Origin of the sequence: Natranaerobius trueperi (assembly GCF_002216005.1) — a bacterium.
GTDB classification, from domain to species: Bacteria; Bacillota; Natranaerobiia; order Natranaerobiales; family Natranaerobiaceae; genus Natranaerobius_A; species Natranaerobius_A trueperi.
Map to the genome: position 1 here is coordinate 43,078 of NZ_NIQC01000014.1, position 19,513 is coordinate 62,590.

Below are 19,513 nucleotides of genomic sequence, written 5' to 3' on the forward strand. Positions count from 1 at the left end.
AAGTTAAAGTTTTTGGAAAGGGGTTGAGTAGATGGAGAGAATGAATTCATTGAACAATGTTAATAATTGGAGTATAAACAGCGACCGACGGCTTTACTCAGCAAATCATGATGAGATACTAAAAGGTGGTACCACAGATATATATTTTGTACGGACCCAAGAAATTCTCAATTACATGGATTTAGTAGATAAAGAGGTTACTGTTGAAATCTTTGCATCTAAGCCTGGATTAATGGCTGGGACAGAGGAAGCTATGGGGCTGTTGGCTGATGACAATAATCTGAAGGTATGGGCTTTGCCTGAAGGAGAATCCTTTGAAGCTAAAGAGGCTGTAATGAGAATAACAGGTCCTTATAGCCAAGTAGGAATTTACGAAACGCCTTTATTAGGGATATTAGCATCTTCAGCTGGCTGGGCTAAAGCAGCGAAAGAATGTCGCGACGCTGCGGGTCCTGATAAAAAGTTGATTTGTTTTGGAGCTAGACATCTCCACCCAGCTGTAGCTCCTGTGATGGAAAGATCAGCACTGGTAGCTGGATTTGATGGTTGTAGTTGTATACTTGGTGCAAAACTTATGGGAAAACAACCTACAGGTACAGTACCACATGCAGTGTTCTTGATAGTCGGGGATACTTTGAAAGTTGCTAGGGCTTATCATGAATCTATGCCGAGTGGTGATCCACGTATTGTGTTAGTTGATACATTTAAAGATGAAGCCGAAGAATCTTTAAGGTTAGCTAGATCATTATCAGAAAACTTAAATGGTGTAAGATTAGATACCCCTTCAGAACGAGGTGGTGTAACGTCAGGCTTAGTACGTGAAGTACGAGCGCGCCTTAACCAGGAAGGTTATTCACATGTTAACATACTGGCTTCAGGTGGTATTACACCTGAACGAATAACAGAATTAAAAGATGAAGGCGTTGATGCTTTTGGGGTAGGAAGTTATATTGCAGGATCAAGAGCTAATGATATGACAATGGATATTAAAGAAGTTGAAGGCGAACCTGTAGCCAAGAGAGGTAGGATCCCCGGGCTTTCAAAAACTGATAGAATCATACGTTATAAATAAATACTTAATTGGGCACTCCTAGTAGGAGTGCCTTTTTTTGTTTTTGTATAGAACCCAACTTATTTGGAAAAAATATCTATATGTGATTAAAGATAGGAGGAATTTTTGCATGGGAGAAAAGTCAGTAGGTAATTTAGTTATAATTGGAGGTAATGAAGATAAGGAAGAGGACTGCTTGATTCTTAAAAAAATAGTTGATCTTGCTGGTGGTAAAGATAGTGAGATAGCAGTGATCCCGACTGCAACATTATATCCTCAAGAAGCTGGCTTACAGTACCAAGATATATTTTATGACCTAGGTGCATCAAAAGTTGAAGTGCTAGATATACAGACAAGAGAACATGCAAATTCACCTGATATAAGTGAAAAATTAAACAAGTTTACAGGTGTATTTTTTACTGGTGGTGATCAGTTAAGAATTACAAGTATATTAGGAGGAACAAAGTTTGATGGTGTCCTTCATGAGTGTTATAGATCCGGAACCGTTATTGCAGGCACCAGTGCAGGTGCGGCTGCTATTACAGATACTATGATTGTAGAAGGTATAGATGAAACTTCCCCTGCAAAAAATTCTGTTGCATTATCTCATGGATTAGGTTTTTTAAAAGAAGCTGCTATAGATCAACATTTTGCACAACGAGGTCGAATAGGACGCTTATTATCAGCTGTAGCACAAAACCCATTTATAATTGGTTTAGGGATTGATGAGGATACAGCTGTAGTAGTGAATGATAAAAGTCAAATGAGTGTTGAGGGAAGTGGAACTGTAACTGTAATCGATGGTCAAACTATCGCTAATACAAATGTATCAGAAGAAGCAGATAACCAACCGTTAGCTTTAACTAATTTGACACTTCATGTGTTACCAGCAAACTATTCATTTGACTTATATCATCGGAAATCACTTCTAAATAAGGAGGAAGGATAATGGAAATTAGAAGTGTTAAAAAAATACAGGGAAAAAATATTTATAGTCACCATCCTGTATTAATAGCTAATTTACACCTTGGTGAATTAAAGGATGTTACATCAGATCAGTTTTTATGGATACATAATAGATTAAAAGAGATATTGCCTGATATACGAGAGCATAGATGCTCTAGAGGTTATCCTGGTGGCTTTTTAGAGCGTGTAAGAGAAGGAACATTAGCAGGTCATATTGTAGAACATGTAACTTTAGAATTAATGAATTTAGCAGGTATAGGGACATATTATGGTACAACGCGTAGAGGTGATGAACCTGGGGTATATAAAGTGGTTATAGAACAAGTGAATGAAGCTGGAGCAGAATTAGCGCTTCGGTGTGCAGTAGAAGTAGTAGAAAAAATGATTAATGGAGAAAAGATTGAGATTGAAAAGATCATATGTGAAATAAAAGAAGAAGTAAATGAAACAAAACTAGGTCCTAGTACAGAAGCGATTTTAAATGCTGCTAAAGAGAAAAATATTCCTTACATAAGTTTAGACGATGCTAGTATGTACCAATTAGGAACTGGTATATACCAAAAAAGAATTCAAGCAACTGTGACAGATAAATCTTCTGTTATTGGAGTTGATGTTGCTTGTGATAAAACTCAAACTAATAAAGTTTTAGACGATTTAGGAATTCCAGTACCATATGGAAAAGTAGCGAGGGAAGAAGATGAAGCTGTTAAGGTATGTGAAGAAATAGGATACCCAACAGTTATTAAGCCTAGAGATGGGAATCAAGGTAAAGGAGTTACTCTAAATATTACAACTGAGAAAGAAGCAAGAACTGCTTTTAAAGTTGCATTAGGATATGGAGATGAAGTTATAGTAGAACAACACATAGAAGGAAAGCATTACAGGTTGCTAGTAGTAGGAGATAAGTTAGTAGCAGGAGCTCAAAGAATTCCAGCCCATGTTATAGGTGACGGAGAGCATTCTATCAGAGAACTTGTGGATCTAGAAAATAGAAATCCTTTACGGGGAGCTGGTCATGAAAAACCATTATCAAAAATCCAATTAGATCCTGTAGTGAATATGGTTTTAGCTCGAAATAACATGACAATGAATTATGTTCCAAAACTAGAAGAAACAGTGTATCTTAGAGAGAGTGCTAATTTGAGTACTGGTGGTACGAGTATAGATGTAACAGATATAATTCCTGAAGAGACTAAAGAAACTGCGATTAGAGCGGTAAAAGTTATAGGGCTTGATATTGGTGGTGTTGATTTAGTTACGAAAGATATTTCTAAACCAATGGAGTCCGAGAACAGTGCAATAATTGAGATTAATGCAGCCCCTGGAATAAGAATGCATGAACATCCCACTGAAGGTAAACCACGTCCTACAGGGAAGTATATTATTGATCACCTTTTTCCTGATCAAAAAGATGTTAGAGCTCCTATTATTTCAGTGACCGGTACTAATGGTAAAACAACAACTGTTAGGGCAATAGATTATATTTTAAGAAGTGCAGGGAAAAAAGTTGGTACAACAACTACTGAAGGAATCTACATTAACGGAAAACAGATAATTTCTGGAGATACAACTGGACCTAAAAGTGCTAAAACTATTTTAAAAGATCCTCAAGTTGAGGCCTGTGTATTTGAAACTGCTCGAGGAGGATTAGCAAGAGAAGGTTTAGGTTATTTAGATGCAAAAGTAGCAATAGTAACTAATATAGACTCGGATCATATTGGACAAGACGGAATTGAAACTATTAATGATTTAATATATGTAAAAAGCCTTGTAGTAGAAGCTGTAGAAAAAGAAGGTAAAGTAATTTTAAATGCCGATGACAAATACGTGAAGCATTTTCTAGAAAGAGCTCGTGCTGAAGTAATTTTCTTTTCTAAGGAATCGAACAACTATTATATTAGAAAACATTTAAGTATTGGCGGAAAAGCCTTATTTATCAAGAATGGGGACATTATATTTGCTTACGGTAATGTTGAAAATCGACTTGGAAAATTAGAAGAATTACCTTTAACTCTTGGAGGAATAGCCGAGCATAATGTTGAAAATGCTTTAGCTTCTCTAGCAAGTGTGATAGGTTTTGGTTTGAAATCGCAAGATGCTTATGAGTACTTACAAGAATTATCCCCGTCTTATGATAACACTCCGGGGAGATGCAATATTTTTAGATGTGAGAACAAACTGATTCTTGTTGACTACGGTCATAACCCTGCAGGGATAGAAAAAGTCATGAATTTAGCCAAAAATATATCTAAAGACAGGTTGGTAAGTGTAGTAGGAGTACCTGGAGACAGAAATAATGATTTAATAAAAGAAACTGGAGAAGTTGTAAAAGGTTATAGAGATTGTTTAAAAAAAGTGATAGTAAAGGAGGACGAAGACCTTCGAGGAAGGAAAGCAGGTGAAGTGGCAGACTTACTAGTAACTTCTCTTGAAACTGAAATGTCAGAAGAGTTATTAATTGAGAAAAAATTATGTGAAACAGAAGCTATTAAGAAAGCCGTGCAGGAGGCTAGCGAGCAAGAATTGGTTGTAGTTTTTTATGAAAAGTTGGATAGTTTTTTTGAAGCTGCCAAAGAATTAGGAATTGAACCAACTCCAGTACCGATAGATCAAGTATACTCGAACAAGGAAGAATATAAAAAGGTTTTACCCTCGTCTAGTTAATGTTATGATAGAACAAAAGTATATAAAGAGGTGTTTAGGGTGAGGGATAAAACTATTAAGGTAGAGGCTCCTGCTAAAATCAACCTATACTTAGATGTGTTAGAAAAAAGATTTGATGGGTATCATGAAGTGAAAATGGTTATGCAAACAGTTTCTCTTTGTGATAGACTAACCATATCAGTGGATAAAAGTTTAGAGGATGTGCAATTAGAAGTTATAAATGCTGATATTCCTGAAAATGACGATAATCTTATTATTAAGTCAATTAGGTTATTACAAGAATACTATCAAATACCACCACTAAAGATTGTAGTTGACAAAGAGATTCCTGTAGCTGCAGGATTAGCGGGTGGTAGTAGTGATGCTGCTGCTACCATTTGGGGGATAGCAGAATTATTAGAACTTCAGATAAAACAAGAACAATTAGCTTATCTAGCCTCTGAAATTGGTTCTGATGTACCTTTCTGTTTATTAGGGGGAACAAGCTTGGCTGAAGGACGTGGTGAAAAGTTGACTAATGCTTCAACTCTTCCACAGTGCTATATTCTACTTGTAAAACCACCGTTTGGTGTTAGTACAGGACAAGTATATAAAGCGGTTAACCCAACTGATGAAGCGGATTCTAGAGCTGACAAAATTATTTCAGCCTTGTCAAAAGGGAGTCTGTATAAAGTTATAGAAAACATGTATAATAAAATGGAGAATGTCGTTTTCGGGTGGCACCCTGAATTGTTAGATTTAACTAAGCGTCTATTAGACTTTGGTGCTTTAACTGTAAGAATGAGTGGAAGTGGTCCAACTATTTTTGGTGTGTTCGAAAGTTATTTAGATGCATATAATGTTAAAAAAAGCTTACTTAAGGAAATGCCTGAACACGAGATATTTCTCACGACACCACGCGACAAGGGCGTGGGAAAGGAGCATTGATATGGTGAAATGTGTAGTGCTTGCAGGAAGCTCCGAATCTTCAAAAGAGATAGCATTAATTTCAAGTACATCTGAATATGTGACTAATAAAGCCTTTCTTGAGATTAATGGAAAACCAATGATTCGTTACATTATTTCAGCTCTAGAAGAATCGGAGTATGTAAAAGAAATTGTAGTTGTAGGACCAGTAGATAGTTTAAATAATTGTCTTTCTAATTTTACTGGTACTGTAGTAGAGGAACATGAGTCAGGAAAAGTATTAGATAATGTAATAAAAGGAATACAAAAAATTAACGCAACAGAAAATATTTTGGTAGTAACCTCTGATATTCCACTAATTACTTCAAAAGCAATAGATGATTTTGTCCGTTCCTGTAATAATAAATTTGATTTATTTTATCCTGTTATTCCAAAAGAACAGAATAATCTGAGATTTCCTGGTGTTGAAAGAACTTATGTAAACTTAATAGATGGTAATTTTACTGGAGGAAATATATTTTATTTAAATCCTCAAAAAATTAGACCTTGTTATGAATCAGTAGATAGATTAATAGGACAAAGGAAAAACCCATTTCGATTAGCTATGAACTTTGGTGTTGGCTTTTTAACCCAATTTTTATTAGGAAAGTTATCATTAAATCAGGCTGAACAAAAAATTTCTCAGATTTTAAATATTAAAGTAAAAGTTATAGTTTCTACACATCCAGAGTTAGGTATAGATATTGATAAAATTAGTGATTTGAAACTTGCTCAGGAAATCATTTCTGACGAAGCTTGTGTTTAGCTAGATGAAAGAGGTGGCAAAATGACAAGTATAAAGCAATCAAAGACGAAAAGAATATTTTTTATGACACAAAAGCTTATGTCTAATCCAGGTAAAACCATTTCATTGAAGTATTTCGTAGACAACCTTGGTGCAGCTAAATCAACTATTAGTGAGGACTTGGCCCAAATAAAGAACTACTTAGAAGAATCAGGTGAAGGAACATTGTATACTCTTGCAGGAAAGCATGGTGGAATTAAATTTATACCAAGACAGTCAAGTGAAACTATAGCAAATACTCTCTCCGAATTAGAAAATAGATTAACAGACCAAAAACGTATTTTACCTGGTGGATATTTGTACATGAGTGATATAGTCTCTGATCCTGACTTGCTTAAAAAGGTAGGGGGAATCTTTGCGGGATACTTTATAAATGATCAACCAGATATTGTTTTAACAATTGAAACAAAGGGTATTTTATTAGCAGGTGTTACAGCAGATTATCTAGGGATCCCTTTAGCTATAGCTAGAAATAATAGTCGAGTGACAGAGGGTGCTGTTATTTCTATTAATTATATTTCCGGTTCTAGTAATAAAATTCAAACTATGTCACTTCCTACACGGGCCATTGAAAAGAATAGTAGAGTGTTGCTTATCGATGATTTTATGAAACAAGGTGGAACACTAAAAGGCTTGAAGAATTTAACGAAAGAATTTGAAAGTAAGGTGGTTGGTAAAGGCGTATTATTAGAACGGGGACAAGCTCAAGATAAATTGATTACAGACTACTTATCTTTTGGGATAATTAATAAAATTGATGAAGAATACAAAGATATTGATTTGCGAATGAATTTACCTGAAAAATTTATTAGAAATTAAAAGGTATTATATAAAAAATGTCGAATAGTTATTAAAATTTATTATTATAGGTGGTGAAAGGGTCAGTGGAGATTTCTGATGTTAAAATCTATCCTATGCAAAAAGATGGCAAAGTTAAAGCACTAGTGTCAATTATTCTTGCAGATTCTTTAGCTATACATGGAATAAAAATAATAGAAGGCAAGAATGGTTTATTTGTAGCAATGCCTAGTAGAAAGACTAAAAATGATGAATACAAGGACATAGTACATCCTACGAATAACGAATTAAGGCAAAAAATACAATCAAAAATATTAGAAGCCTATCAGGGATAAGTTGAAATAATTAGCTAGCGAGGAGCTGATATCAGCTCCTCTTTTGGTTACAGTACACTTATGATATAATAATCAAGAACATAGTTAGGATGGAGGGATTGGGTGACTGCTGTGAGTGCAATTATTTTAGCTGCGGGTAAGGGAACAAGGATGAAGTCTGAAACCCCAAAAGTGCTTCATAATGTTTGTAATAAACCTATGTTGTGGTATATACTTTCAGTTGCTCGAAAAGTTACTGCTGATCAAAAAGTAGTTGTTGGTCATGGTAAAAATCAGGTTGAACAATTTCTTAAAGAAAATTTTAATTATAAAGATGTTACTACAACGGTACAAGAAAAACAATTAGGTACCGGGCATGCTGTTTTATGTACAAAAAATAATAATTTTAAAAAGAATACCCTGATTTTATTAGGGGATACTCCTATGATAACAGAAGAAGAGCTAGAAGCAATTATTAATTATCACAATAAAAATAACTCTGTATGCACTGTTTTAACAGTTGAAGAAAAAGACCCTACTGGGTATGGTAGAATAATTAGAGCTGAGTCAAATAAAATAAAAAAAATAGTAGAGGAAGCAGATGCTAATAGTCAACAAAAGGGTATTTCTGAGATAAATACAGGGATTATGTTATTTAATACTGCAGAATTATTTACTGCCTTAGATGGATTAGGTACTGGTAATAATCAAGGAGAGTATTATTTAACTGATGTTATAGAAAATTTATATAATCAAGGAAAACAAGTATTAGGATTTCAGATAGAAAACGCTTATAGAACTATGGGGATAAATGATCGTGTTGACCTATCTCATGCAGAAAGACTCATGCGTAAAGAAATTAATGAATTTCATATGCAACAAGGTGTTACTATTGTTGATTCGGATAGAACTTATATAGATCCAGAAGTTACTATAGGTCAAGATTCTGTTATTTATCCAAACACTATTCTTCGGAATAATTCACAAATTTCCTCGTTTTGTACAATAGGGCCAGAAACTGATATTTCTAATTCTATAATAAAAGAGTCATGTTCAATTGAAAAATCTAAGATTATAGATAGTGAAATTCATAGTAATGTTAACATTGGCCCTTATGCTCAAATTAGGCCTGGTTCAGTATTATATCGAAATGTTAAGGTTGGAAACTTTGTAGAGATTAAAAACTCAACTCTTAGAGAAGGTAGTAAAGCCAATCATTTAGCGTATATAGGTGATGCTGATATTGGTAAGAAAGTTAATTTAGGAGCTGGTAGTATAATTGTAAACTACGATGGTGAAAAAAAACATCGTACTACAATTAATGATGGAGCATTTATTGGTTGTAATTCTAACTTAGTTGCACCAGTAACTATTAAAGAAAACGCTTTCGTAGCTGCCGGAAGTACTATTACTGATGAAGTTCCAAAGGAAAGTTTAGCTATTGCCCGGTCAAGACAAACCATCAAAGAAGATTGGGTAAAAAATAATCGAACAAACTAATGGGAGGTATAATTATGGCTGAAACAGGAAGTATTAAAATTTTCACTGGAAATGCAAACCCAGCACTTACTAAAGAAATCACTGAATATTTAGGAGTGGATATGGGGCAAGCAAAACCGGTTCGGTTTAGTGATGGTGAAATTGATGTTATTATTGAAGAAAGTGTTAGAGGTTCAGACGTTTTTGTAGTTCAACCAATATGTTATCCTTCTAATGAAAATGTTATGGAATTATTAATAATGTTAGATGCTTTTAAACGGGCTTCGGCTCAAAACATAAATGTAGTTGTTCCTTACTATGGTTACGCTAGAAAGGATCGAAAAGCTCGTGCACGTGATCCAATAACAGCCAAATTACTTGCAGATTTATTAGAAACTGCTGGAGCAGATAGAGTGATTACTATGGACCTCCATGCTCAACAAATACAAGGTTTTTTTGATATACCTGTTGACCACCTACTTGGAGGACCTATTTTAGGTGATTACTTTAAAGAAAAAGGAATGGATGACTTGGTTGTTGTTTCGCCGGATATGGGCGGTGTACCACGAGCAAGGGCATTAGCAGAAGTCCTAAATTGTCCAATAGCTATTATAGATAAGAGGCGCCCTGATGCAAACGTAGCAGAAATAATGAATGTAGTGGGAGAAGTTGAAAATAGAACTGCAATCATGATTGATGACATAATCGATACCGCAGGGACTATGGCTCTTGCATCAGAAGCACTTTTAGAACATGGAGCTAATAAGGTTTATGCATGTTGTACTCATCCAGTATTAAGTGGCCCAGCTGTCGAAAGGTTAGCTAAAGCTCCAATTGAAGAAATTGTGGTAACTAATAGTATTCCACTTCCTAAAGAAAAACAGTTAGACAAAATAAAGGTATTATCTGTAGCTCCATTAATTGGAGAAGCTATCCTTAGAGTTCATAATCGAATGTCTGTTAGTAAATTGTTTGAACAATAAGATATGTTTGACTAAATATCTAAAAATAGATATACTAGTGCTGGTATGTTTTTGAAATAGATAATTAATAGGGTAAACACAGAAAGGGGTATTATAGATGGAAAGGAAAGAACTTGCTGTAAAAGTGAGAGAAGTGACAAGAAAAAGTGAAGTGAAAAAGTTACGAGAACAGGATCAAATTCCAGGTGTGCTATATGGAAGAGAAACAGGTAGCACAAAAATCCAGGTTAACAGAAGAGAACTATTTGATGCATTATCCACCGCAGCTGGAGATAATGTTTTGCTTGATCTGAAATTAGACAATGGTGAAACTTATCCTGTCGTTTTCAAAGAAATCCAAAAAGATCCGATTAAAGGATTTTACTTACACGTTGATTTCCATACTATTGACTTAAAAGAAAAGATTCAGGTCAATGTACCTATTAACATTGAAGGAGAACCTAAAGGTGTAGAAGCTGGTGGGGTTGCACAATATCAGCTAAGAGAAGTAGAGATTGAATGTCTTCCTACCCAAATTCCAGATGATATTGTAGTAGATGTAAGTGAAGTTGATTTGAACGGAAGCATAAATGTAGGAGACCTTCCTTTACCAGAAGGATCAGAGCTTATCACTCATCCTGATGAAACTATTATGTCAGTAGTAGCTCCTGAAGAAGAATCTACTGATGAAGAATCAGAAGAAGCTGAAGAAGACGAGGAAGAAGGTTCTGAATAATAATATTTTGAAAGGAAGGGCGCAATTTTAGGTTGCGCCCTTTAATTTTGAATACTTGTAGGAGGGATTACATGAAATTAATAGTCGGACTAGGCAATCCAGGAAAAAAATATCAATGGAATAGACACAATATCGGTTTTATGGCTGTTGATAGACTAGGAGAGGACCGCAATGTTTCCATCACAAAACTCAAATTTCAATCTTTCTGGAATGAGATATTTTTAAATGGTGAGAAGTTAATTGCGGTTAAGCCATTAACATATATGAATAGAAGTGGGCATGCTGTTAAGTTATGGCAAGATTATTTTAACATTAAAAACGAGGACATTCTAGTTATATATGATGATATGGATCTACAACTTGGAGAACTAAAGTTGCGTCCAACTGGTGGTACAGGTGGGCATAATGGTTTGAAGTCTATAGTTGAAAATCTTGGAGATAAGAGTTTTTCTAGACTACGATGTGGCATTGGACGTCCACATTCAGGAGAGAATCCAGCTTCTTATGTTATGGGTAATTTTACAAAGGAGCAGTATAAAATAGTTGAATCCCAACTAAATGAAGCTGCAAGAACAGTCGAGCTATTCGTAGAACATGGCATCAATATAGCGATGAACCAAGTAAACAGTAAATAAATATTTTTTTTGGTATCAATTGTAAGTTGACACAGGAATATTACTTTGGTTTAATAAATAATGTATACAAATAAAATTTTTATCATTTGGAGGGAGGAGAAGCAATGAGTAAAAGTGAAACGAGCTCACCGCAAGCGCCTCAAAATCCAGAAAAAAGTGGCATCATTGATAAAATTCTGAATTTTATAGAAAATGTAGGTAACAAATTACCGCATCCCATTATTTTATTCTTCATTCTTGCTGGGCTAGCTTTAGTTGCGTCAGCGGTAGTTGCAGCTGCGGGAGTTGAAGTTGAGCACCCTGGAACAGGTGAAACTGTCGAGGCTTTTAATTTACTCTCTGAAGAAGGTATTCAAAGAGTGTTTTCAGAGGCCGTAGATAATTTCACAGGATTCGCCCCACTCGGTGTTGTTTTGGTGGCAATGCTTGGTGTGGGGGTAGCAGATAAGTCTGGACTAATAAGTTCTGTATTGAAAAGTCTAATTTTAAACGCCCCTACTAAGTTATTAACTGCTGCTGTAGTGTTTGTAGGTATTTTATCAAACGTTGCTTCTGATGCTGGCTATGTGGTTTTAGTCCCCCTAGGTGCAATCATATTTGCAGCTAAAGGGCGTCACCCACTAGTAGGTCTTGCAGCAGCATTTGCTGGTGTTTCTGGTGGATTTAGTGCAAATATAGTTCTTGGAACATTAGATCCAATGCTTGCAGGTATAACTGCAGAAGCAGCTGAATTCGTTGAAGAAGGATATTCAGTGGCTCCTTCGGTTAACTACTTCTTTATGTTTATATCAACATTTGTAGTAACTATTGTTGGTACACTTGTTACTGAGTTAGTGGTTGCACCAAGATTTGGTGAATATACAGGTGATTATAAGGAAGACTTACAAGAACTAACTGGAACTGAGAAAAAAGGTTTACGTTCAGCAATTATAGCATTGCTTATAGCAGTAACAGTCTTCCTATATTGGACTGTTCCGTCTGATGCTATTTTAAGGGATGCAGATGGCGAGCTTTTAACTGCAGATGCAGCTTTTATGGGTGGAATGGTACCAATAATAGCAATCTTATTTTTATTTCCAGGAATTGCTTATGGTCTTAGTGCGAAGAGCATTAAAGGAAGTGGCGATGTAGCCAAATACATGTCGGATTCAATGTCTGATATGGGTGGTTATATAGCTCTTGCCTTTGCAGCAGGGCAGTTTGTCGCATATTTTGAATGGTCTAATATCGGTACTATTTTAGCCGTTGCTGGGGCAGAGTTTTTAGAGGTCGTTGGCTTTACAGGTTTACCTCTAATTGTGGCTTTTGTTGTAGTAGCTGGACTTATAAACTTATTCGTAGGAAGTGCTTCTGCTAAATGGGCAATCATGGCTCCGGTATTTGTTCCTATGTTGATGTATTTAGGTTATTCTCCAGAGTTTACTCAAATGGCTTACAGAATTGGTGATTCTGTTACAAACATCATTTCACCACTTATGCCTTATTTCGCTGTAATTATAGCTTTTGCTAAAAAATATGATCCAAAGGTTGGAATTGGTACACTAATTTCAACTATGCTTCCGTATTCTGTGGCATTTTTAATTGCTTGGACTTTAATGTTAGTAGTTTGGTTTGTACTTGGATTACCAATTGGGCCAGGTGGAACTGTCTTCTATTAAAACAACTACAGGGACTTCGTATAGAAGTCCCTGTAGTTGTTTAGAATATTATAAAGTAAAGGCCAATTAAGATGATTAAAGATCCACCTATTAACTCTCCCTTACCTTTCAAAATTCCTTGTAGATGTTGTCCTAAGAATAAACCTAAACCCGTCATTACTAAAGCTACAACCCCAAATATAATTGCAGTCACAATAGATGCTGCCCCTGCAAGACCTAGAGTAAAACCAGCCGTTAAAGCATCAATACTTACAGATACTGCGAAAATCAATAGACCAGTACCTTTAGTAAAGTCCATTGTAGACTCTTCTTCTTCCGTATTGAAATGCTCACGAATCATACGATAGCCAATAAACAATAACAGGGCACCACCTAAAATTTCTCCTATCTCTTCTAAATAGCCAGCCATAAAATCTCCAAGATAAAGCCCAATCAAGGGCATAATAACGTGAAAAGTAGCTACAGTTATAGAAACGATTCCAACTCGTGAGTAACTTATTGATTTTGTACCTATACCTAGAGATACTGAAAAAGCATCTGAGGCAATAGCCATTGCTATAAATGTGGTTACTAATAAATTAGGCATTTCTGACCTCCTGCTAATTTTGAGCTAATATATTTACTAATAGTATGCCCAAACTTAGAGACTTTATATTTAATTAGATAAGAATATATTACTAAATTATATTAAATAATATACTCAGGGGTGTTTAAGTGAACTTTTTTAAGTCAATTATAGTATCATTTTTTGTAATCTATTTTTATAATAAATTTGTATTGAAATTTAGTGTAGTTAATAAGGAAAAAATTTTTTTAATCGAATTTTTAGCACCTTTGATTGAAGAAAGTACTAAAACTACAATGGCTATTATATTTAATACACCAATTTTATTAACACATGTCGGTATAGGGGTCATTGAAGCTATAAGGGATTATATTTTTTTAAGGTCACTTGGGGGCGCATTAAGCTCCCTTGCAGGACACACTTTTTTTGGCTTTATAACTGTACTAGTATATATAGTGACAGACTATTTAATTATAGGAATAGGTGTTAGTGTTTTAGCCCATATTTCATGGAATTTTTTTATCATCAAAGTTTCTCAAACTAAAAATAGTTGACACAAAATAATGTTAAGAATATAATTTTTTAGAAGTGTAATAAAATTAAGTTAAAATATGCGCCATTGTGGTGGGGGGAAAGTAATGAGTTTTTTAACACAGTTAATCAAAGAAAATAAAATATTTCAAAAGATTTTACCTGATCAAAATAAGTTAAGAGATAACAGACTTGTTTCTGGTTTGTCTGGAAGTGAGACAGCTCTATTAATAGCTGGAACATTTAAAAAAATTGACAATCCAGTTGTTGTACTGACATATAATAATTCGCGTGGGGAACAACTATATGGGGACTTAAAAAATCTCTTAAAACACGAAGAAGTTTTTTATTACTCTGACCATCAAGTCTATCCTTTTGAACTAACTTGGCATAGTAAAGATGTTAATATTCAGCGTTCAAGGACTATGAAAGCCTTATTAAATAAAAAACCAGCTATATATGTATTTCCTTTAAAAGCAGCTCAAGAAAAAATGTCACCGGCTAACAAAGTTTTCAAAACAAAACTGAGTATAAAAGTTGGTGATACTGTCTCGCCAACTTTTATACTCGAAAAACTATTAGCTATGGGTTATGAAAATGTGTCTATGGTAGAACAAAAAGGACATTTTAGTCATAGAGGCGGAATATTAGATATTTATCCTATGACATCTGACTTTCCTATACGAATTGAATTTTTCGATGATGAAATAGAGTCTATTCGTAGCTTTGATCTAGCTACACAAAGATCGTTAGAAGAATTTCAACATTTATCAGTTGAACCTGCGGGGCAGCTAGTGATTGATGAAACAATCGATATAGATGAAGCAACTAATAATATTGAAAAAGAACTCAATAGACAGAAAGGAAGACTTATTAAGGGTGGGCTAGAACAACAAGCGCAAAATTTACAAGATAGAGTAGTTAGGGATCTAGAAGCTATAAGAAATGGTATCTCGGACCCACAATTTCATAGATATTTAAGGTTTTTTTATCCTAATAATTATGGAATATTGACAGATTACTTATCAAACGACTCTTTATTATGGGTAGATGAACCTCACCGGATACAAGAAAGTGCGGATTTCTATGCTAATGAAACTACTGAGTTATCTGAGTCTTTAGTAGAGGAAGGTAAAATATTACCATCTGAAAGTGATCTGTTCTACTCCATTCAAGATATGTTAACAGAGACCAAAAAAAATACTATTTATTCAGCTAACTTTTTAAGGCAATTACCTTTTGGAAAAGTAAACGAGACTTTCACTGTACCAGTAAAACCTATGACACAATTTTATGGACAGTGGAACTTCTTTATAAAAGAACTATCTCAATGGGTACAGGATGGATATCAAATTGTTCTATTCACACCTTCTCCTGAACGTGCAAAAACCCTTAGAGATAACTTAAAAGAAGAAGAGATAGGGGCAAATATTGCGTTAGAAAAAACATTGGATGCATCTAATAGTGGACAGGTTATTATCACAGTGGGAGAACTTTCTACTGGTTTTATATTGCAAGAAAGTAAATTAGCTGTAATAACTTTTAAAGAATTATGGGGAGAACACCAAAAAAAGATTAGCCGACGAAGAGGTGCTCAAAACCAAGATAATAAAAACACTGTTAAGGTCTCAGATTACAGAGAGTTAAAAGTAGAAGATTACGTTGTCCATGAAAAACACGGTATAGGTAAATACTTAGGTATTAAGACTTTAGAAGTGAATGGTTTGTATAGAGATTATTTGCATATTAAGTATGCTGGTGATGATAGTTTATATGTACCTACTGATCAGATTAATGAGATTCAAAAATATGTAGGAAAAGAGGGTAAATCTCCAAAATTATATTCCTTGGGAAGTAACGAATGGAAAAAAGTAAAGCAAAAAGTTAAGTCGTCAGTGAAAGAACTTGCCCAAGATTTAATCAAGCTATACGCTGAAAGATCTTCTAAAAAAGGGTATGCTTTTAGTGAAGACACTCCCTGGCAAAAGGAATTTGAAGATTACTTTCCTCATGAATTAACACCTGACCAAGAAAAGGCTGTATCTGATATTAAAAAGGACTTAGAGTCAGAAAAAGTGATGGACAGATTACTTTGTGGAGACGTTGGTTATGGAAAGACGGAAGTTGCCATGCGAGGAGCTTTTAAGGTTGTTATGGAAGGGAAACAAGTTTGTGTTCTTGTGCCCACTACCATTCTTGCACAACAACACTATCAAACCTTTAAAGAAAGATTTGCACCTTATCCCATTGATGTTAGAGTACTCAGTAGATTTAGCACTAAAAAAGAACAGGACAGTGTGAAAAAAGAAATTAAAGATGGGAATGCAGAAATATTAATTGGAACTCACAAATTACTAAGTAAAGACATGAAGTTTAAAGATTTAGGGTTATTGATAATAGATGAAGAACAACGATTCGGAGTTCAACATAAAGAAAAAATTAAATTATTGAAGAAAAATGTCGATGTTTTAACAATGACAGCAACGCCAATACCTAGGACATTACACATGTCTTTGGTGGGTGTAAGAGATTTAAGTGTTATTGAAACACCTCCGGAGGGTCGGTATCCAGTTCAAACATATGTAATGGAGTACTCTCCGCAATTGATACGAGAAGCTATTACTCGTGAATTAAATAGAGGTGGTCAGGTTTATGTAGTAAATAATAGAATACAGGGAATTAATACTATAGCAAAGGAAATTTCGCGATTAGTGCCTGAAGCTCGGGTGGGTGTAGGGCATGGTCAGATGGCTGAAAAGCAATTAGAGAAAGTTATGCTAGAGTTTTTAAACGGTGAAAAGGATGTTTTGGTGGCTACTTCTATAGTAGAAGCTGGATTAGATATACAAAATGTAAATACTATCATCATAAACCAGGCTGATAAAATGGGCCTCAGCCAACTTTATCAATTAAGGGGACGAGTCGGCAGATCTAATAGGATGGCCTATGCTTACTTGACTTATCAAAAAGATAAAGTATTGACGCAAGATGCTGAAAAAAGGCTAAAGGCAATAAAGGAATTTACAGAATTGGGCGCAGGTTTTAAGCTTGCACTAAGAGATTTAGAAATAAGAGGAGCCGGAAATATTTTAGGTCCAGAACAACATGGATTTATTATGGCTGTTGGGTTTGATATGTACACTAAAATGTTAAAAGATGCTGTAAATGAGCTTCAAGAAGGAAATAATATTGATGAAACTAAAGAAATTGAGGGACAAAAAGATTTAAATGATGTAATTAAAGTCGAGCTTAATATAAATGCTTATATACCAGCTTCTTATATTTCTGATCACGAACAAAAAATTGCAATTTACAAAAAAGTTGGGGGAATCAACTCTTATCAAGAATCTGAAGATTTAAAAGAAGAATTGAAAGATAGGTTTGGTCCTTTACCTCAAGCAGTTATAAACTTAATTCAAATTTCTAGAATTAAAGTTGTCGCAAAAAATGCTGGTATAAATTTAGTAAGCAAATCAGGTCATTGGATTATAGTACATTTTGACCCAGATAACAAGGTCAGTGGAGAAAAGTTATTACAATTAACACAAAAATTCCCTGGAAAGATCACGGTTGCATCGTACTCTGAAAATATATCTTTGAAGATTAATGTTAAGAATTTAAATGAGGATAAATTGTTGTCACTAGTAGAAGATGTGTTGAATTCTTTACAACAACTCTTGTCTGAATGATGATATATTTTGGTCTAGTGGTGGAAAATGACTTTCTTGTATAAAACTCTCCAAAGAAATTAATACTAAAGTTAAGACACAATGCATTGAAAAAGGAGGTTTAAATTTGAAAGCCACTGGCATTGTCCGAAGAATAGATGATCTAGGGCGCGTAGTTATACCAAAAGAAATTAGACGGACTCTTAGGATTAGGGAAGGCGATCCACTTGAGATCTTTGTAGACAGAGAAGGTGAAGTTATACTAAAAAAATATTCTCCAATAGGTGAGCTAGGTGAATTTGCTGACGAATATGTGGATTCCATCTACGAAAGTACTGGACATATTGCTTGTATATCTGATCGAGATATGGTGATAGCTGTAGCAGGTACTCCTAAAAAAGAATTTTTAAACAAACCTCTATCTCCAGCAGTGGAAAGAGCAATGGAAGAGCGACAGGCACTTAAAATCGAAGATCCTGAACAGCATCCTTATTACCAAGAGGCTGATGATGACCAGAAAAGTAAGTTCAAATCTGAAGTTGTAGCTCCAATAATAGCTCAAGGGGATGCTATTGGTTCAGTTTTAATTGGTACTAAAGAAAAAGAAAAGACGATGACTGATTTAGAGTTGAAAATAGCAGAAACTGCAGCAGGATTTCTTGCTAAACAAATGGAACAATAAGGGAGTGCAGTTGCACTCCCCTTAGCTTGTCGACAAAGTCTATTAATTTAGGCAGGTCGACAAGCTTTTTTTGTAGAATAGTAATTTCGGAAAAATAATCCGACGTGATAAAGGTGCTAAACAAGCAAGAAAGAGAAAAGCGAAAAGCAGCAGAAATAGTAATGCTGGACGATTTGGTGCCTAAAGATCCTTGGTTAGAAAATAGATGAAGCTATTGATTTGATTCATCTATGATTTAGTTTAAGATCATTATTCGAAAGACATAGGTCGTCCAAGCATAGATCCAGTGGTTTTAATAAAAATAGTGTTAAATCATTATCTGTTTTGGATAAATCTATGAGACAGACCATAAAAGAGATTGAAACCAATGTAGCGTACCGTTGGTTTTTAGGCTTAGGTTTATATGATCCGGTACCCCACTTTTCAAGATTTGAAAAGAACTATGAACGTAGGTTTAAAAAAAGTTCGCACTGAAACCAGAGCATATCAGGGAAAATTAGATCAAGAAATAAACATAGGTCGACAGAAATCCGGAAAAGTAAGCACAACAGTTTCGGAAAGTGGTTACTTGTTAAGAATGAGCGCTAACGATTATTTGCTTACAACTGGCATACTGCTTGCGACAAGAAAGGTTTTGTATTAGGTAGTATTGTAGAAGCTACAAATGTACATGACAGTCAAGTATTTTTTGATGTGTTTAACAATATTAAAGAACTAGTTAAAAAGCTCGAGATAGTAGTCGTGGATGCCGGTTACAAAACACCTACGATTACGAACTTTCTTTTAGAAGAAGATGTTCATCTTGTAATGCCTTATAAACGTCCTCAAACTCCGAATGGATATTTTAGAATAATTGGATATGATGACATATCCAAAGGTACGAGGTACTGCACTCAGGATCATTGAACCGCCAAGTACCGAACGGTACGCCAGATTGTCTAACAATTAAGCAGAAAAAATTTCAAAAAAGATGGTATCAGCCATCGCTTTCGAATTTATTATAGTAAAAGAGTTAATGGCGATGGCATTTATTGAAAGTGCAAATAGAAATCAA

At 34.8% G+C, this 19,513-nt stretch carries 16 protein-coding genes and 1 pseudogene; 16 read left to right on the plus strand and 1 reads right to left on the minus strand.

The window, feature by feature from the left end; all coding sequences use genetic code 11:
- Window positions 1-31 precede the first annotated feature (31 nt).
- The 12 genes from CDO51_RS07470 to CDO51_RS07525 all read left to right on the plus strand — a co-directional run bounded on the left by CDO51_RS07470 (window position 32) and on the right by CDO51_RS07525 (window position 13,013).
- Entirely contained in the window at window positions 32-1,072 is a 1,041-nt protein-coding gene (locus CDO51_RS07470) for a nicotinate phosphoribosyltransferase (protein WP_089023669.1), read from the plus strand.
- A gap of 109 nt (window positions 1,073-1,181) precedes the next feature.
- Window positions 1,182-2,000 carry a cyanophycinase gene (locus CDO51_RS07475; protein ID WP_089023670.1) on the plus strand — a complete coding sequence of 273 codons (819 nt, stop codon included), beginning with the start codon at window positions 1,182-1,184 and terminating at the stop codon, window positions 1,998-2,000.
- The gene (gene cphA / locus CDO51_RS07480; protein ID WP_089023671.1) at window positions 2,000-4,681 is read left to right on the plus strand and encodes a cyanophycin synthetase; all 2,682 of its coding nucleotides are present in this window, start codon (window positions 2,000-2,002) and stop codon (window positions 4,679-4,681) included. The genes CDO51_RS07475 and cphA overlap by 1 nt, the downstream gene beginning before the upstream one ends.
- A 39-nt stretch (window positions 4,682-4,720) precedes the next feature.
- Entirely contained in the window at window positions 4,721-5,608 is an 888-nt protein-coding gene (gene ispE / locus CDO51_RS07485) for a 4-(cytidine 5'-diphospho)-2-C-methyl-D-erythritol kinase (RefSeq protein WP_158212376.1), read from the plus strand.
- Between the two features lies 1 nt (window position 5,609).
- On the plus strand, window positions 5,610-6,392 hold the full coding sequence (locus CDO51_RS07490) for a nucleotidyltransferase family protein (protein WP_158212377.1): 783 nt from the start codon (window positions 5,610-5,612) through the stop codon (window positions 6,390-6,392).
- Between the two features lie 21 nt (window positions 6,393-6,413).
- Window positions 6,414-7,250: a pur operon repressor gene (gene purR / locus CDO51_RS07495; protein WP_089023674.1), complete on the plus strand. Its 837-nt coding sequence runs from the start codon at window positions 6,414-6,416 to the stop codon at window positions 7,248-7,250.
- A gap of 65 nt (window positions 7,251-7,315) precedes the next feature.
- Window positions 7,316-7,564 (plus strand): septation regulator SpoVG, encoded by a 249-nt coding sequence (spoVG, locus tag CDO51_RS07500; protein WP_089023675.1) that lies wholly within the window; start codon window positions 7,316-7,318, stop codon window positions 7,562-7,564.
- A 102-nt stretch (window positions 7,565-7,666) separates the two neighbouring features.
- A complete protein-coding gene (glmU, locus tag CDO51_RS07505) occupies window positions 7,667-9,043 on the plus strand; it encodes a bifunctional UDP-N-acetylglucosamine diphosphorylase/glucosamine-1-phosphate N-acetyltransferase GlmU (protein ID WP_089023676.1) in 1,377 nt (458 codons plus the stop codon).
- A gap of 14 nt (window positions 9,044-9,057) precedes the next feature.
- Complete coding sequence (locus CDO51_RS07510; RefSeq protein ID WP_089023677.1) at window positions 9,058-10,005, plus strand: ribose-phosphate diphosphokinase; 948 nt, start codon at window positions 9,058-9,060, stop codon at window positions 10,003-10,005.
- A gap of 97 nt (window positions 10,006-10,102) precedes the next feature.
- Window positions 10,103-10,720: a 50S ribosomal protein L25 gene (locus CDO51_RS07515; RefSeq protein ID WP_089023678.1), complete on the plus strand. Its 618-nt coding sequence runs from the start codon at window positions 10,103-10,105 to the stop codon at window positions 10,718-10,720.
- 71 nt (window positions 10,721-10,791) lie between these two features.
- Window positions 10,792-11,355, plus strand: a complete 564-nt coding sequence (pth, locus tag CDO51_RS07520; RefSeq protein WP_089023679.1) for an aminoacyl-tRNA hydrolase — start codon at window positions 10,792-10,794, stop codon at window positions 11,353-11,355.
- A gap of 104 nt (window positions 11,356-11,459) precedes the next feature.
- On the plus strand, window positions 11,460-13,013 hold the full coding sequence (locus tag CDO51_RS07525) for an AbgT family transporter (protein WP_089023680.1): 1,554 nt from the start codon (window positions 11,460-11,462) through the stop codon (window positions 13,011-13,013).
- Between the two features lie 40 nt (window positions 13,014-13,053).
- On the opposite strand, the gene CDO51_RS07530 is transcribed toward CDO51_RS07525, so the two are convergent.
- Entirely contained in the window at window positions 13,054-13,599 is a 546-nt protein-coding gene (locus tag CDO51_RS07530; protein ID WP_089023681.1) for a manganese efflux pump MntP, read from the minus strand.
- A gap of 128 nt (window positions 13,600-13,727) precedes the next feature.
- Here CDO51_RS07530 and CDO51_RS07535 point away from each other — a divergent pair, with 128 nt between their 5' ends.
- The 4 genes and pseudogenes from CDO51_RS07535 to CDO51_RS14660 all read left to right on the plus strand — a co-directional run.
- Complete coding sequence (locus CDO51_RS07535; RefSeq protein ID WP_089023682.1) at window positions 13,728-14,132, plus strand: hypothetical protein; 405 nt, start codon at window positions 13,728-13,730, stop codon at window positions 14,130-14,132.
- Between the two features lie 84 nt (window positions 14,133-14,216).
- Window positions 14,217-17,798: a transcription-repair coupling factor gene (mfd, locus tag CDO51_RS07540; RefSeq protein ID WP_158212378.1), complete on the plus strand. Its 3,582-nt coding sequence runs from the start codon at window positions 14,217-14,219 to the stop codon at window positions 17,796-17,798.
- Window positions 17,799-17,904: 106 nt separating this feature from the next.
- Complete coding sequence (gene spoVT, locus CDO51_RS07545; RefSeq protein WP_089023684.1) at window positions 17,905-18,459, plus strand: stage V sporulation protein T; 555 nt, start codon at window positions 17,905-17,907, stop codon at window positions 18,457-18,459.
- 113 nt (window positions 18,460-18,572) lie between these two features.
- Window positions 18,573-19,308 (plus strand): annotated as a pseudogene (locus CDO51_RS14660) (transposase); the annotation flags it as partial.
- Window positions 19,309-19,513 lie beyond the last annotated feature (205 nt).